Annotated in this window: 14 protein-coding genes; 1 reads left to right on the top strand and 13 read right to left on the bottom strand. The window is 42.3% G+C overall.

The features are described 5' to 3' along the window. Positions 1 to 239 precede the first annotated feature (239 nt). The 12 genes from CUU64_RS04150 to cymR form a co-directional block, all read right to left on the bottom strand. The gene (locus CUU64_RS04150) at positions 240 to 527 is read right to left on the bottom strand and encodes a DUF1292 domain-containing protein (RefSeq protein ID WP_101632018.1); all 288 of its coding nucleotides are present in this window, start codon (positions 525 to 527) and stop codon (positions 240 to 242) included. A 13-nt stretch (positions 528 to 540) separates the two neighbouring features. Continuing rightward, positions 541 to 963 carry a Holliday junction resolvase RuvX gene (gene ruvX / locus CUU64_RS04145; RefSeq protein WP_180954459.1) on the bottom strand — a complete coding sequence of 141 codons (423 nt, stop codon included), beginning with the start codon at positions 961 to 963 and terminating at the stop codon, positions 541 to 543. Next, a complete protein-coding gene (locus tag CUU64_RS04140; RefSeq protein WP_101632017.1) occupies positions 963 to 1,232 on the bottom strand; it encodes an IreB family regulatory phosphoprotein in 270 nt (89 codons plus the stop codon). Before CUU64_RS04140 ends, ruvX begins: the two co-directional genes overlap by 1 nt. Positions 1,233 to 1,383: 151 nt before the next feature. Continuing rightward, positions 1,384 to 4,020 carry an alanine--tRNA ligase gene (gene alaS / locus CUU64_RS04135; protein WP_101632016.1) on the bottom strand — a complete coding sequence of 879 codons (2,637 nt, stop codon included), beginning with the start codon at positions 4,018 to 4,020 and terminating at the stop codon, positions 1,384 to 1,386. A gap of 343 nt (positions 4,021 to 4,363) precedes the next feature. Beyond that, complete coding sequence (locus CUU64_RS04130; protein WP_101632015.1) at positions 4,364 to 5,440, bottom strand: AI-2E family transporter; 1,077 nt, start codon at positions 5,438 to 5,440, stop codon at positions 4,364 to 4,366. Between the two features lie 127 nt (positions 5,441 to 5,567). After that, a complete protein-coding gene (locus CUU64_RS04125; RefSeq protein WP_101632912.1) occupies positions 5,568 to 5,756 on the bottom strand; it encodes a hypothetical protein in 189 nt (62 codons plus the stop codon). A gap of 18 nt (positions 5,757 to 5,774) precedes the next feature. After that, positions 5,775 to 6,251 carry a PRC-barrel domain-containing protein gene (locus CUU64_RS04120; RefSeq protein ID WP_180954458.1) on the bottom strand — a complete coding sequence of 159 codons (477 nt, stop codon included), beginning with the start codon at positions 6,249 to 6,251 and terminating at the stop codon, positions 5,775 to 5,777. A 170-nt stretch (positions 6,252 to 6,421) separates the two neighbouring features. Then, entirely contained in the window at positions 6,422 to 8,830 is a 2,409-nt protein-coding gene (gene recD2, locus CUU64_RS04115) for an SF1B family DNA helicase RecD2 (RefSeq protein ID WP_101632013.1), read from the bottom strand. A gap of 167 nt (positions 8,831 to 8,997) precedes the next feature. Continuing rightward, positions 8,998 to 9,663, bottom strand: coding sequence for a tetratricopeptide repeat protein (locus CUU64_RS04110; protein WP_101632012.1), 666 nt, complete (start codon positions 9,661 to 9,663; stop codon positions 8,998 to 9,000). A gap of 104 nt (positions 9,664 to 9,767) precedes the next feature. Further along, a complete protein-coding gene (gene mnmA, locus CUU64_RS04105) occupies positions 9,768 to 10,883 on the bottom strand; it encodes a tRNA 2-thiouridine(34) synthase MnmA (RefSeq protein WP_101632011.1) in 1,116 nt (371 codons plus the stop codon). Positions 10,884 to 10,926: 43 nt separating this feature from the next. Then, positions 10,927 to 12,072 carry a cysteine desulfurase family protein gene (locus tag CUU64_RS04100; RefSeq protein ID WP_101632010.1) on the bottom strand — a complete coding sequence of 382 codons (1,146 nt, stop codon included), beginning with the start codon at positions 12,070 to 12,072 and terminating at the stop codon, positions 10,927 to 10,929. 320 nt (positions 12,073 to 12,392) lie between these two features. Then, entirely contained in the window at positions 12,393 to 12,812 is a 420-nt protein-coding gene (cymR, locus tag CUU64_RS04095; RefSeq protein ID WP_101632009.1) for a cysteine metabolism transcriptional regulator CymR, read from the bottom strand. Positions 12,813 to 13,003: 191 nt separating this feature from the next. On the opposite strand from cymR, the gene CUU64_RS04090 reads away from it, so the two are divergent. After that, a complete protein-coding gene (locus CUU64_RS04090; RefSeq protein WP_180954502.1) occupies positions 13,004 to 14,287 on the top strand; it encodes a replication-associated recombination protein A in 1,284 nt (427 codons plus the stop codon). A 1,201-nt stretch (positions 14,288 to 15,488) separates the two neighbouring features. Here the strand turns inward: CUU64_RS04090 and CUU64_RS04080 are convergent. After that, on the bottom strand, positions 15,489 to 17,006 hold the full coding sequence (locus CUU64_RS04080; protein ID WP_257985418.1) for a LysM peptidoglycan-binding domain-containing protein: 1,518 nt from the start codon (positions 17,004 to 17,006) through the stop codon (positions 15,489 to 15,491). Positions 17,007 to 17,106: the final 100 nt, after the last annotated feature.

Raw genomic sequence — 17,106 nt, 5'->3', positions numbered from 1 at the left:
CCTTCTACTTTTGTGCCTTTTTCAGCCAAAATTAAAACCTCCTTCATGTAAGGCAACAGCACTCACATGGGATCAAACACATTAATATAATCTTCGCTTATTATACTAGAATATTTGATTTTTTTCATTCATTTCATCAGATCAACTGCCACCCTTGGATTTTATGCCAGAAAAGAACAAGTTGCCGGGCCAAATAGAACGTAAAAACCCCCGGTTAATCACCGGGGGCATCGAACAAATTATTGTTCGTCCTCTTCTTCGTCAAGGTATGTGTTGAGCATTTCTTCGATCATGTCCCATTCTTCTTCTGTTTCGATAGGCTGAAGCTCGCCATCCTGGTTATCTTCACTTGGCGTGAAGGAGGATGCGTGAATTTCAATTTCCTCATCTTCATTATCTGACGATATTGGATAGTAGAGGACATAGGATTTATTGAATTTATCGGAATCAAATGTGAACAATACCTCACACAGCTGCTCGTTGCCATTTTCATCTACGATTGTAATATGGTTTTCTCCATGTTCCATTTCTGTCACCTCATTAAAATTTTGATTGGCTGTCCAGATATCCTTGCAAGATCATGACAGCTGCCATTTTATCAATAACCTTCTTGCGCTTGGCCCTGCTGACATCCGCTTCCAGCAACACTCGCTCAGCTGCCATCGTTGTCAATCGCTCATCCCATAAATGCACCGGGAGGCCGAACCTTTCTTCAAGTACTTTGGCAAACGCCTGGCTAGCTTCGCCTCTTGGCCCTATGGTAGCATTCATATTTTTCGGCAAGCCGAGCACGATTTTGGATACTTCATGCTCTTTAATGATTTCACTAAGACGCGCCAAACCAAATTCTTTTTTTTCCTCATTAATTTTAATTGTTTCCAAACCTTGTGCCGTCCATCCCAAAGCATCGCTAACTGCTACACCAAGGGTCTTAGTTCCAAGGTCTAATCCCATTGTACGCATTAATATCCCTCTCGTTGGTGCTTTAAATATGCTTTGACCAATTCCTCAATGATTTCATCCCGCTCAAGTCGCCGGATAATATTTCTCGCATCCTGATGGCGTGGAATATACGCAGGATCACCGGAAAGCAGGTACCCGACGATCTGGTTGATCGGGTTGTAGCCCTTTTCCTGAAGAGCTTCGTAAACTTGAAAAAGTACATCTTTTACATCTCTTTCAAATGGTTCTTCCGGAAAATTGAATTGCATTGTCTTATCAAAGGAACTCATTTATTGCACCTCTTTTCGCGTTTCGAAGGGGAAACAATTACGCTGTTACCGCTGCCTTTCCTCCGCACTCATTCCCTAAAGTTTACATCAGCGGATCGCGAAGCGTACCGCTGATAGACAATTTTCTTTATTGTACAACACTTCAAAGTGATTATGAAATGGATTTTACCCATTCTTCAACAAAATTAAGCGCTGAATCCAATTTCTGCGGATCTTTTCCGCCTGCCTGAGCCATATCCGGGCGTCCGCCACCGCTGCCGCCGCAGCGTGAAGCTACTTCCTTGACTAGTTTACCGGCGTGGTAGCCTTGGGCGATATAATCTTTCGTTACGCCTGCGATAAGGTTCACTTTGTCATCCTGGGCAGAACCCAGTACTATAATGGCAGAACCAAGCTTTTGTTTCAAGTCATCTGCCATTGTCCTAAGATTATTCATGTCGGCTGCCTGCACTTTCGCTGCCAGCACGTTCACTCCATTAACCTCTTTCACTCTGGAAACGAGATTAGAAGCTTCAATATTGCCAAGCTTTGCAGAAAGGCTTTCATTTTCTTTTTGAAGCTCTTTCATTTCTGCTAGTACCCCTTCAATTCTAGAAGGCAAGTCCTTCGGATTCGCTTTTAATTTCCCAGCAGCTTCTTTCAGGACAGTGATTTGATCAGCCATCGCCTGGTAGGCCCCAGCTCCCGTTACAGCTTCAATACGGCGCGTCCCGGCTCCTATACCGCTCTCTGAAACGATTTTAAATAACCCGATGACCGCAGTATTCGGTACATGGCATCCTCCACAAAGCTCCAGGCTGTAATCGCCGACCTGCACGACACGCACAATTTTCCCATATTTTTCGCCAAACAAAGCCATTGCACCCATAGCTTTTGCTTCTTCAATATCTTTATAATTAATATTTACCTCAAGGCTCAGCCAAATTTTTTCATTGACGATTTGCTCGATTCTTTCCAATTCTTCCGGCTGAATCTGGCCGAAATGAGAAAAGTCAAAACGCAGGCGGTCCGGCTCAACCAGGGAGCCTGCCTGGTTTACATGCCCTCCTAGTACATCCTTTAGCGCCTGGTGCAAGAGATGTGTGGCGGTGTGATTTTTAATAATCCTGCTGCGGTTTTCGGCATTTACTTCAGAAACAACTGAAGCATCCCTCTTAAGCGTTCCTGATTTAATCATAACCCGATGCAGATTTTGTCCATTTGGGGCCTTTTGGACATCTAAAACCGCGGCTTTTACATCTTCGCTGACAATATAACCTTTATCGGCAATTTGGCCGCCGCTCTCTGCATAAAACGGTGTTTCACTCAGGATGACCTGCACTTCTTCACCCTCATGCGCTTCGTCGGCAAGCTCGCCATTCTTCACGATTGCAGCAACCGTACCCTGTCCTTCCAATCTATCATAACCGGTGAAGCTGCTTTCAACTTTAATATCTCCAAGTACACCACCCTGGATTTGCATGGAATCTACATCCTGGCGAGCTGACCTTGCACGCTCACGCTGGGCCTCCATTTCGCGCTCAAAGCCTTCATGATCAACACCCATATTTTCTTCTTCCGCATATTCCTCTGTTAATTCAACAGGGAAACCGTACGTATCGTACAAACGAAATACATCTGAGCCCTGAATCACAGTACTGCCTTTTTCTTTTTCCTTCTTAATTACTTCAAAAAGAATCGCTAGACCGTCGTGCAGTGTTTCGTGGAAGCGTTCTTCTTCATTTTTGACGACCTTCGCTATGAATTCTGCTTTCTTTTGGACCTCAGGATAAAAATCATTCATGATCTCACCGACAACCGGAACCAATTCAAACATGAACGGGCGGTTGATGTTAATTTGCTTCGCATAACGAACAGCGCGGCGAAGTAGACGGCGCAATACATAACCACGGCCTTCATTTGAAGGGAGCGCACCATCTCCTACTGCGAAAGTGACAGTACGGATATGGTCGGCAATCACTTTAAAGGCAACATCCTTCTCTTTATCTGTGCGGTATTTAACGCCTGCGATTTCTTCTGTTGCGAGGATGATTGGCATAAACAAATCTGTATCAAAGTTAGTAGGAACCTCTTGAACCACAGAAGCCATACGTTCAAGACCCATGCCTGTATCTATATTTTTCTTCGGAAGTGGTGTATAAGAACCATCCGGATTATGATTGAATTGGGAAAACACTAAATTCCAAACCTCTAAATAGCGTTCGTTTTCACCGCCAGGGAATAGTTCCGGATCGTTCGGGTCATCGCCATATTCCGGACCACGGTCATAAAAGATTTCAGTATTCGGTCCGCTTGGGCCTTCCCCGATATCCCAGAAATTTTCCTCTAGGCGGATGATCCGATCAGCCGGAATGCCCACCTTTTTGTTCCATAACTCAAAGGCTTCTTCATCTTCAGGGTGAATCGTCACTGATAACTTTTCTGGTTCAAAACCAATCCACTTTTCATCGGTCAAAAACTCCCAAGCCCAAGTTATTGCTTCTTCTTTGAAATAATCACCGATTGAAAAATTGCCGAGCATTTCAAAGAATGTATGATGTCGCGCCGTTTTTCCGACATTTTCGATATCATTGGTACGAATGGACTTTTGTGCGTTTGTTATACGTGGATTTTCCGGGATTACACGGCCATCAAAGTATTTCTTTAAGGTCGCTACCCCCGAATTAATCCAAAGAAGCGATGGATCATCGTGAGGTACCAATGATGCACTCGGCTCTATGCTGTGTCCTTTTTCTTTAAAGAAATCTAAATACATTTGGCGAATTTGTGCGCCAGTCAACTTCTTCATATTTTTTCCTCCTATGTAATGATTTTTAGGCAACAAAAAAACTCCCATCCCCATACAGGGACGAGAGTTAGCTCGCGGTACCACCCTGATTATGAGCACGCAACAACCGTACCCATCACCTTCATCAAGCCTTAACGCGGCAAACGATAGGAATTAGCTACACTCCAGATTAGCATTCTGCTGTTCTTCATCTGGAATTTCTTACAGCCAAGGAAATTCCTCTCTGGCGTGCTATGCACTAAATGGGCTTCAGCATACTGGATCCTTCTACGATTTTGCAATATATGATTCACTCTTATGTAATGGATTATATTCACAAGCAAAAAATTTGTCAACAACTGGCCTATTCAGCAACCATGCTCTTTTTTTTTGCAAAATGATTTCTGGAATGGATCAAGCAAACCTTGATCACGGCCAATATTGGAACAGCAAGGATCAAGCCGATAACCCCGCCGACTTCTCCACCAGCCAACAACGCCAGAATGATAAACAAAGGATGCAAATGCAGGGTTTTACCGACAATCAACGGCGATAAAATGTTGCTCTCCAAAAATTGCAGCACGAACACAATTACTAAAGTGATTATAACCAATTTAAACGAAATTGTCACAGCAATAATAACTGCGGGAGTGGCACCAATGATCGGCCCAAAGTACGGGATGATATTCGTTACGCCAATAATCATTCCGAGAACCAAAGGATAATCCATACCAACAATCCAAAACAGGAAAGCAGAAACGGAACCGATCACGGCACATACAATGATTTGGCCGCGAATGTAACCTCCCAGGGATTCATTGATATCACCGAAAAAAGCAATTCCCTGCTTCCGCCATGTTTTAGGCGTTAAATACCAAACCATTTTCTTTATTAGATGAAAGTCTTTTAACATATAGAATGCTATAAAAGGGATTAAAGCAAACAAAAGAATGAAATCTAAAATATTCGCTATGTATTGCATAACACTACCCATAAGATTTTCTAGCTTACCCTCCATTTGGGTTATGGCATCCTCCAGACGTTCATGTACTCCAAACGGCCAGTTTGACGTCTTTTTTTCAAATATAGTAACCCAATGTCTGTATTGTTCAGCCACTTTTGGAGCGCTCTCTGACAACTCCCTGATTTGTTCGATTACAGCAGGTATCCCCTTGTAAATCCCAAACCCGACTCCCCCAAAGAATAGGATGTAAATGATGAGGATTGCAAGACCCCGGTTCATCCCTTTTTCATGCAGGGTCTCTATAATTGGATGAAGCAAATAACTGATAAACGCCGCAATGAAAAAAGGGAGCAAAACAGTAAAAAAAACATGGATAAAGGGTTGCCATACCGGCTTTAATTTCAGAAATATAAAGATAAGAATAAATAATAACAGCAGTAAACCGAGCATGTAAAACCACTTCATTCGGATTTCCATTCTATCGCCTCCCTTCCTATTTTTCGTGGCGGGAGACGTTTTCATGCAGAAACGGTTCAGATTCACCAGAAACATAAACGTCCTAAAAAACCCTGCCTACATGGCAGAGTCAAAATCCGAAATGTTTTTATACGCTATATCGGCGTTCGTTCTCGTCGAACAAATCATCAAGGGAACTTAAGGTTCCATCCTCTTCAACCTGATGGGTATATATCACACCGTTGTTAAGAGACATTTCAATAAAGCAATTCCAACAATAGTATTGATTCACACCGATCTTCCCGATATCTTTACTGTTGCAATTCGGGCATTTCATATCCATTTAACGGACACCTCACTGATCATAGACAGAAATCAGGATGGCATCTTTCCCAAGCACTGGTGGCTGCTTTGATTTGATCAGGCGTGTGCCCTCGGTTAGTTCCGAGAAAAATCCATCCGTTGTTTCATATGCTACGATTGTGCCCAAATTTTCCAAAAAATATACATCCTGGAGCATCCCTAGCTCTTCACCGGCCCTTGAGAATAGCATTTTCCCAAACAAACAGTCGGCATGGAATAAATGGTAGTGTACCTTTGGCTTGTATCCGTGTTGAGAATCCTCCCACTGCTTCAGAACAATTCCCTCTGGGCCGAATGAGTGGACATCATTCAAAGAAACAAATCGACGTTTCTTGACAATTGCCTTCCGATGAACCATTATTCCTTCAATCTTCCCTATGTCGGAAAGGCAAATATCATTGACCGTCCCTATGCATTCTCCCCGATTGGTATACACTGGCAACCCTTTTAACATGGAAAATGTCCGCAAAGCGATCCCCCTTTCCGAACATTTATAGTATAAGTGAAAAAGTATATATTCATGTTGAGTAACGATTTCCATTATGGAAAATATGACACTTCAACAGTGACGAAAGTTATTGCCATAGCAAGATTAGTGTACATAAAACAGACGGCAGCCATAAAAAATTGCTGCCGTCTTTATTTCTCCATATAATCATAAGGCGTAACATTTTCCATCCCAATCATTGGGTCAGCTTTAAGCAATTGGCCAAGGTAATCCGTAACCTCGTCATCCTTCACAATTTCTGCTTGGACACTTACACCGTCCATTGTGTCGCTCAGCTTTTGTAGCAGAGTGGTCTTCCGCCTTTGTTCATTATTTCTCTCGACACCCATGCGGAGTGCTTCTTCTTCTCCACACAAAATTAAAAATTCCTTGCTTCGGGTGATAGCTGTGTAAAGCAGGTTTCTGCGTAACATCCTGTAGTAGCTTTTAACAACTGGCAAGATCACAATAGGGAACTCACTTCCCTGCGATTTGTGTATCGAGCAGCAATAAGCATGGGTAATCTGAGTCAACTCCTGCCGTGTATAAGTAACTTCGATTCCCTCAAAGGAAACGATCAGTTTGTCGACATTATCCGTGTTTTCCTTAGCAAACAGGATCGAGACCACTTCACCGATGTCTCCGTTATAAACGTTGCTTTCAGGCTGGTTCACCAGCTGAAGCACCTTATCGCCCGTTCGATAATTAATGTCTCCAAATTTAAGTTCGCGCCTTTTTTCATCATGATTGCCGTTGAATACTTCCTGCAGCATTCTGTTTAAATTATCAATTCCCGCAGGACCCTTATACATCGGGGCAAGCACCTGGATGTCCTTCGCCGTATAGCCTTTCTTTCGGGCATTTTGGACAACCTTTTCGACGACCTGTGAGATTTGAGCGGTACTGCAGCGAATAAAGGAACGGTCAGCCTGTTGTTTTTCAACGTCAGCGGGCAGGCTGCCACGCTTGATTTCATGAGCCAGTTCAATAATCGATGATCCGTCCGCCTGCCGATAAATATGCTCTAAAGCAACAGTCGGTACACACCCGGAAGCCAGCAAGTCCTTCAATACCTGTCCCGGCCCAACGGATGGAAGCTGGTCCTCATCACCGACAAGGATGACCTGGATATGTTCCGGAAGCGCCTTAAACAATTGGTGGGCAAGCCATGTATCAACCATTGACATCTCATCGATTATAACGATTTTTCCGTTAATTGGATTGTCTTCATCATGCGAAAACCCTTCACTGCCATTCCACCCTAGAAGCCTATGGATCGTAACAGCAGGGAGCCCGGTGGATTCAGCCATTCGTTTTGCAGCTCGGCCCGTAGGGGCAGCCAAAATAAATGGGAAAGGATCGTCCTCATTTTTATAATCATTGATATCCATCGAAACACCATGCAATTCACTAAAAAGCTCTACGATTCCTTTAATGACGGTCGTTTTGCCAGTCCCGGGTCCTCCAGTAAGGATTAGCATTGGACTCTGGAGCGCAGTTTGGATCGCCTCTTTTTGTGCCGGTGCATATTCTACACCAAGCCGCTCTTCGAGTTCACCTAGAGCAAGCAGAAATTCCGATTCAGGGAATTGATTTTCATATTCGGTCTGAGAAAGAATCCGATTAATATTTGTGACAATTCCTTTTTCGGAAAAATAAAGTGACGGAAGATACACCCTTCTTTCTTCCACTATCACCTTACCTTCTTCGCCTAGCTTAATCACTTCTTCCGAAATTTCCCCGTATTCTATGTCGTCCCGTTTATTTTCCTCAAGAAGCTTCTTCACGCTTTCAAGCAGCTGGTCTGCCTCCATGTATACGTTTCCTTCTTGAAGCGATTGCGTTTCGAGGGTATACAGGCATGCGGCCTTTATCCGGTCTGGATGGCTTCCACTTATTCCGAGCTGGTAACCAAGTTCATCAGCCCGGCCGAACCCAATACCTTCAATATCCTCAACCAGTTTATATGGATTTGACTGGATGACGGAAATAGTATCTTGTTTGTATACCTGATAAATCTTCATGGATAGCTGAGGTCCAAAGCCATATTGATTCAGTGCAATCATAACCTGCTCAAGGCCCTGATGTTCAACGAGCGTATCGTATAACATTTTTGCTTTCTCGGAAGACAGTTTTGGAATATTGTCCAAAAGTGAGGGCTGTTCAAGAATTTTTGAAATGGCATTTTCGCCAAGCGTCTCAACAATTACCTCAGCGGTTTTCTTACCGATTCCTTTAAAAAGGTCGCTCGATAAGTAGCTCGCAATACCGTCCTTTGACTGAGGCATGTCCCTACGAAAATGTTCTACATGGAATTGAAGCCCAAAACGAGGGTGATCCTTCATCTGACCAAAAAAGACATAGGTCTCATGTTCATGAATTCGAGGGAAGTAGCCTGTTACAACCGCTTCATTTTCATGATATTCCACATTGGTTTCATCAAGTCGGATCCTTACGACCGAGTACATATTTTGCTCATTATGAAAAATAGTGACCAAATGTCTGCCTTTCATATATAATTTCTCTTCCGAAAACAAATCCATGGAATCCTGCTGTACCAAAACTCTCCCCTCCTTTCGAATTTTCTTGGTCAAAACTGGTTTCGCTTGATTATCATTTTTTCGCTTAATAATAAATTTGTCACTTAATTATCAACTTTTTCGCTTATTCCTTTATTTATTCGCCCGATCCTGATTTCTTGAGAATTTAACCGCTTGTTATAATAACTCTATTCCTGCGCTAACATATCCTCCATCAACCTTTTGCCGTTTGCTGCAAGCATATGGTCTGGCTGTGCCTGGAGGGCTTTTTCAAAAAATTCAAGGGCAGTCTGAGGGTCTTCACGATGGCCCGCATAAGCAACTCCAAGATTATAATAAGCATCCGAATGGCCTGGATCCTTTTGTACCACAATCATTAATTCATTGATCAGTTCATCATACAGCTCCGCATTCGCGAGGCAAAGGGCATATTGAAACCTTGCATCCACATCGTCAGGATTTAATTCGACACTCCTTTGCAGATAGGGCATCGCAAATTTGGCTTGGTCGAGCTGCATCAACGTCATTCCCAGCATGAAATACGCATCACTATTATCAAGGCCATACCGCACCGCTTTTTCAAACATATCCTTAGCTTCGATCAATTTTTCTGCATCAAAGTAAAGGTTGCCGAGCGAATAATAGGCGGCGGCGGCTTTGTCATCCAGTTCTATCGCTTTTTTAAAAAAGTTCACTGCCCGATCGAGCTCTCCGACAGCTGTTAACACATTTCCAAAATTAATATATGCTACCGGTTCCATTGGATTTTCTTCAATTGCCTCGGAAAATACTTTCACTGCTTCTTCGTATTTTCCTTCTTGCATATATTGGATTCCTTGTTGGTTTTTATCCATTAAACTCACGCTCCATGATTTCTATAGAAAAGTATAACATATGTTTTCCTGCGATAAAATTTACGCAAAGGAAAATCCCCAACCATTGCAGCTGGGGATATCATTTACCCTACATACGTCAGCTTATTGCCATTGTAGAAAATATCATCGATCGTACCGCCTCCAAGGCATACTTCCCCATCATAAAAAACGACTGCCTGTCCCGGAGTCACCGCGCGGATTGGTTCGTCAAAAATCACTTCTGCATTTCCGCCATCTTTCACCCGAACCGTTACTTTATTATCGGCCTGGCGATAACGGAATTTGGCCGTGCAGGTGAATTCTTCAGATGGGGCATGGTCCGCAACCCAACTAATATTCACGGCATTAATCGATGTTGAATAAAGCTTTTCGTTTTCGAATCCTTGTCCGACATATAGGATATTTTTTTCTAAATCCTTACCCACTACAAACCACGGGTCGCCGCTGCCTCCGATTCCTAGACCATGGCGCTGTCCGATCGTATAGTACATCAATCCATCGTGCTTGCCCATTACTTCGCCGTCCAGCGTTTGCATTTCCCCCGGCTGTGCAGGCAGGTAATTGCTCAAAAACTCTTTAAAGTTTCGTTCTCCGATAAAACAGATACCTGTTGAATCTTTCTTGGCCGCCGTAGTAAGTCCTGCTTCTCTAGCGATTTCACGAACCTCTTTTTTGTCGATGCCTCCAAGCGGGAACATGACTTTTTCAAGCTGACTTTGGTTAAGCTGGTTTAGGAAATAGGTTTGATCCTTGTTTTCATCGATCCCCCGAAGCATTTTATAATCACCGTCGCGGTATTCAACTTGGGCATAATGCCCTGTGGCAAGATAATCCGCACCTAGGCTTAGCGCGTGTTCCAGGAACGCTTTAAACTTAATTTCCTTATTACACATTACATCAGGATTTGGCGTTCTGCCAGCTTTGTATTCATCCAAAAAGTAGGTGAATACCTTGTCCCAATATTGTTTTTCAAAATTAACGGCATAATAAGGAATTCCAATTTGGTTGCAAACCGCGATTACATCATTGTAATCTTCCGTCGCGGTACAAACTCCATTTTCATCGGTATCATCCCAGTTTTTCATGAAAATTCCTACTACGTCATATCCCTGTTTTTTCAGTAGCAGGGCTGCAACAGAAGAATCCACGCCACCGGACATGCCGACTACGACACGGGTATCTTTGGGTGCTTTATTCATCGTTAAACCCCTTCAATCTATTTATTTAAGTCTTTTTTTTTGACTATGATTTTACAAGTCTGTTTACGATTTTAACCGTTTCTTCCCCTGCTTGTCTTATTTCCTGCTCATTGTTATTTAGTCCAAAGCTAAAACGGATGGAATTTTTCGTACGGTGTGAATCCTTGCCAAACATCGCCACCAGCACGTGGGACGGATCAATGGAACCAGCCGTGCATGCCGAGCCGCTTGACACATTTATCCCAGCTAAATCTAAATTAACAAGCATCTGTTCTACATTCGTACCAGGAAAACTAACGTTGATGACATGGGGAAGCGAAGCATCAAGAGACCCATTTACTTCGAATGCGATTCCTGCCTCTTTAAAAACAGATAGCAGGATTCGTTTAAAGCTGCGGTATTGCTCCACTTTTTCTTCCATGGAGTTTTGTGCAAGTTTTACAGCTTCGGCAAATCCGGCGATTGCTGGAACACTTTCCGTACCTGCCCTGCGTTTACGTTCCTGCTCTCCCCCATGAAGATGGGGTTGATGCTTAATTCCTTCTTTAATAAATAAAAAACCGATTCCTTTTGGCCCATTGATTTTATGCGCTGATACGGATAAAAGATCGATGGCAAGTTCTTTTACATCAATTTTGACCAAACCGTATGCCTGAACCGCATCAGTATGGAAAAAAGCCTGATGGTCCTTTAGCATTTCCCCGATTTCCCGGATTGGCTGAATTGTGCCGACCTCATTATTGCCATACATGATCGAAACCAGGATCGTATCTTCCCTAAGTGCAGACTTCAATTCCTCGATGGAAACCATCCCCTGTTCATCCACGGGTAAATAAGTCACCTCAAAGCCTGACTTCTCGAGAAAATGGCAAGTATGAAGGATCGCATGATGTTCAATGTTAGTAGTGATAATATGTTTTCCCCGATCCTTATAAGCATGGGTAATGCCAATAAGGGCAGTGTTATCCGCTTCTGTTCCGCCGCTTGTGAAGATGATTTCGTTACGCTGCGCATTGATGCTTTTTGCTATTAACAAACGGGATTCATCAAGGATATGCCTTGCCTCCCGGCCGAATGAATGGATGCTCGACGGATTTCCGAAATTCTGCTGCATCACATTCATCATCTTTTCGATCACTTCGGGATGCATCGGTGATGTCGCAGCATGGTCTAAATAAATACGTTCCACAATTTCGCCTCCAATAAGAAAAGCGCAAGCGCCCTCCTGAACGAACGTCGACTAACTTCTGCCACGTCCTGTGGCAAAGGTAGACGTCAGCATAAGGAATTCTTCCAAGAATCACTTCGCAACCAAAAATATCTTTGAATTTTGCGGTTAGTTCCTGGGCGTCGGGGCTGGGCGCTGGAGCTAGACATTAAAACATGTTGAAAAATTGTTGTTTTTTAATTTTTTTTAAAACTTCTTGTTACTTATATAATATGCTCATGCTACCCTGCTATGGGAGCTAAATATTGAGTCTTCTATAATATTCCCTAAAAACATTCCAATTAAATATAGTACATATAGTCTTCTGTAACGCCTGTATCTTTATAGTTAGCCAAGTCTTCTAGCGTTGTATTATCAAGTACGTCTTTAACTGCATCACGTATCCTGATCCACAGCTGGCGTTTTACAGGCTCTTCATCTTCTATCCCTTCGACGGGAGAAATAGGCCCCTCCAAAACCCGGATAATATCTCCGGATGTAATTTTTTCTGGTTCCTTTGCGAGAATATATCCTCCATATGCACCGCGAATGCTCTTTACTAGTCCTGCGTTCCGGAGCGGGGCAATCAATTGCTCCAAATAATGCTCGGATAAATCGTGGGTCTGGGCAATTGTTTTCAAGGAGGTAGGCCCTTCACCATGCTTTTTGGCAAGCTCGATCATAATCGTTAAACCGTAACGTCCTTTGGTCGAAATTTTCATTTTCATACACCTCGAATTTTCCAGCTTCACCTATAAATTAACTATGTTATTATAAACTTTTAAATTATAGCATATACTCTCGTTCAATGCATTAGCCGTCTTCCCAAATACCGTATTGTTTCCTCGCTTTTTCCGGAAAAATAGTTTACTTTTAATATAGAATAACACACTTTGGAGAGATGTTTATGTCCATAAAACCGCTGGCCTTCCGAATGCGGCCCCGTACAATTGAAGAAATTATCGGGCAGGAGCATCTTGTCGGAGAAGGAAAAATTATTAACCGCATGGTAAAAGCAAAGCAGCTTTCGTCGATGATTTTATACGGGCCTCCGGGCATCGGTAAAACCTCCATTGCCAGCGCAATCGCAGGGAGCACTCGATTCGCATTCCGGACGCTGAACGCTGTGACAAACAATAAAAAAGATATGGAAATTGTTGCACAGGAAGCAAAGATGTCTGGGAAGGTGATCCTGCTTCTGGATGAGGTGCACCGGCTCGATAAGGCAAAACAGGATTTCCTGCTGCCTTACCTTGAAAACGGAATGATCACGTTAATTGGTGCAACCACCAGCAATCCATACCATGCGATCAATCCGGCGATCCGAAGCCGATGCCAAATATTTGAATTGAAGCCTTTAGAGCCTGAAGATATGGTTAAGGCACTCGAAAGGGCTCTTCATGATGAAGATCGTGGCCTGGGGAAATATCACACAACTGTTTCACAGGAGGCGCTGAAGCATTTAGCAACAGCTGCAAACGGAGATGTGAGAAGTTCCTTAAACGCCCTTGAGCTCGCCGTAGTTTCTACGGAAGCAGACGAAGAAGGCATGATTAAAATAGATTTGGCCACTGCAGAAGAATGCATCCAAAAAAAGAGTTTTTCACATGATAAAGACGGCGACGCTCATTATGATGTACTGTCAGCTTTTCAGAAATCAATCCGCGGAAGTGACGTGAATGCCGCGCTCCACTATCTCGGCAGATTGATTGAAGCTGGCGATCTCGTTAGCATCGGACGAAGGCTCATTGTAATTGCTTACGAAGATATCGGGCTTGCAAACCCACAGGCGGGTCCTCGTGCACTTGCCGCTGTGGAAGCCGCTGAACGGCTTGGTTTTCCTGAAGCAAGAATCCCGCTCGCAAGCGTAGTTGTAGAACTGTGCCTGTCGCCAAAATCAAACTCCGCTTATAAGGCGCTCGATGAAGCGATTGAAGATATCCGTACAGGCAAAAGCGGCGATATCCCTGATCACCTCAAGGATGCCCATTACAAAGGAGCAAAAGAGCTTGGCCGCGGCATTAATTACCTCTACCCTCATGACTATGAAAATGGATGGGTAAGACAGCAGTACCTCCCAGATAAGCTGAAGAATAAAAAATACTACCAGCCAAAAAAGACCGGCAAATTCGAACAGGCATTGGCCGCCGTATATGAAAAAATTGAAAGCCCAGAGCCAAGATCGCGGGGGAAATAGGCTGTGGGCTTTCATCTTTTATCTAGGAAGAAACGAATTTAATTTTCTATATTGTAAAAAACCCAAAAAATTTTACAAGGGCCGGCAAAAAAGGCGATCAACAGACAAACGAGGATACCCGAACAAAATAAATAGCTGTTATTTGGAAATAGTGCCTAAAAGGAAAACAAAGAATACGAAAATAGCGCAACCCTTTTATGGCTGGACAGCTTCCTTTCTGTCGAAATAGCAAAATCCATGAAGCAGAATTTGTTGAACGGTTTATTGTTTCATTCACACAGAATCGCGGTATAACTATATATGAAATAACCATTGATTTGGAATAGATTTAATGCCAATAGCCTATTGATATAAAAACTATATCATTCAAAGGAGTGGTTAATATGAGGATTACTGCCGGAAGCTGGAGAATGCTATCTAAACAAGAAAAATTGTTTATCTTACAGGCAATAAGCTATCGCTCTCAATTAAGAAAAAGCTCGTAATATAGTAAGCAGTACTTAAATTTGCTCAGCTACAGAATGCTTTTATATCCCACTCGCTGCCTATTATTCAATTTTGTTTCTGCAGGAAATGCGTTGTTATGATTGATTTTATTTAAATGCTAATTGTAGTCATAAAAAATAAGCACGCTGATACGTATAAAAAGATTATTTTGGAAGCAGGCAGCGGGTTGATGTATTTTATTAATGATAATCCCACAGTATTTACATTTCCCTTTTTTACTAACAAGCTAACTTTTTTTCGTGAAAAAATTTGTCAACATTGTGCACAGAAAATTACATGTATGGTGATAAAGTTTGCGTGTCTTGTGGTTTAAATTAACGAGCCGTATATTTGCACAGGAAACGAGTCGCTGGTTCTTAATATAATCCCCAATCCTTTGTGAATCTCCTTAACAACTTAGATAGGGAAAGGTTCCTCAAGTCCCCGCCCCCCTTTATATCCTTTATAATTGAAGGTAAAAAAAAGCTCCCCATAAATCCTTACGGTTCGTTGTAGAAACCCTATTAAGTGAGGGAAAAGCATTATAGGCAACAATAATTATCTACCTACTGTTAATCTTAGTTTGTTCAAACGTTGTGCTGGTATTATGTCATATGGAGAAATAAAATTACTTAAATACAAATTCTATCTACAAAACAAAAGGTGCCATTTTTCCATCATATTAAAAAGATGGTCTGGCACCCTAAAAATTGGTTTATTTATTGAAGTGATAAATTTTCCAAATATCCTGTGTTTCAGAGCCAATATACCATGCAGCTGCTCCCCCTAAATAATTTTTCCTTACTATACCAAGGCGAAGCTCAATGGATTTTTTGTCTTCCACCCAAATTTGATGTTTTTCCCCATTCGCTGTGTATTCTACATAGTTTTGTTGGTTTTTTTCATCCCAGAGCTTTTTGAGGCCTTTCGAGAAAATGATCTTCTCAACCTCTTGCATCGTCCTGTCATAGCTTTTCACCTTATTTGTGGATAAATCCGTTACCCATTCTCTTGTGTAGAAGGGTACAGCCAGAATAATCTTATGGGATGGTACATCATTCATCAAAAGCTTTATTCCTTTTTCAATCCATGGCAAGGAGGCAACAGAACCTACTACCGGGCTTCCTCCCCAATGTTCGTCATAGCCCATCATTATGATATAATCGGCAATTTTACCTAACTCCTTTCTGTCCAAACTTCCTGACCAGAACGGGTCCCCATTTTCCCGGGTAACATCGACAGATACTAATATACCATGTGGTCCTAATGCTTTTTTAAGCTCGCCAATGAAACGCACAAAATCTTGCTTATTTTTGATATCAATGTTTTCAAAGTCCACATTTATCCCGTCACTATCTGTTTGAACAAGAGAATTACGAAGAGCTGAAACCAGTTTTTTACGTTTTTGCGGGTCGCCAAGTACTGAGTCAGTTAGTAGAGGATCAAATTGATTGCCAATAAGCGGCCAAACTTGTTTCCCTTGCGAATGGGCAGCTTGAACATATTTAGAATCAACTGACGCTGATAACAATTTGTCAGTATCCGTTAATGAATACCATCGAGGAGACACAACATTCAAATTCGGTTGTTTCATTTGAATTATGTAGGTGTCGGAATCCCCATTATATTTCCACCCCATCACAATGCGCTTCTGAGTAGATTCTTGAAGGAGGGATTTTTTGATCCAGCCCGTCTTACCGCCTAACATCTGAATTTGGCAAAAATAATCCGGAATCTTTATATTTTTCCCAATAGTAAGCTTGGTTGTTTTTAAGTTGTTTAGTTTGGTTAGATCACTTACTATAACACCATACTTCGCTGATAGTTTGTGTAAAGAATCACCTGCAACCACCATATGGACTTTATATGGTTGAGGAATTTTTAATTTTTGTCCAATCTTTATTCTTGTAGTTGTTAAATGATTGGCTTTCTGAAGCTCACCAACCGTAACTCCATACTGGTTAGCAATGCTCCATAATGTATTGCTTGATACAACCGTATGAATAATTGGAGAAGCAGAGTCCCCGGCTATGGTGGAAATTATCGGATATTGTTCTCCCTTTTTCAAGACCGATATAACGGAAGAGCTTTGTTTTGGCAATGAATAAACAATTGCCTTCTCATTCTTAATCGATCCTATGGAAAGGGTGTCACCTGCAGCACCTGCCTTCACCGGCAAAAAGCTGATGAAGAGCAAGAATAACATTAAAAAACTACAAAACACCTTATTCATTCCGCTTAAACGCTCCTCAAAATATAATTTCAACTTCCTAGTTTACTACTGATTAAACATATATGAATAGAGGTACTTTGTGGTAACGTAATAACAGAAA

Source organism: Bacillus sp. V5-8f (assembly GCF_002863565.1).
Lineage (GTDB): Bacteria > Bacillota > Bacilli > Bacillales > DSM-1321 > Peribacillus.
The sequence above is the reverse complement of the archived record's forward strand: the minus strand, read 5'-3'. Positions and strand labels throughout refer to the sequence as shown.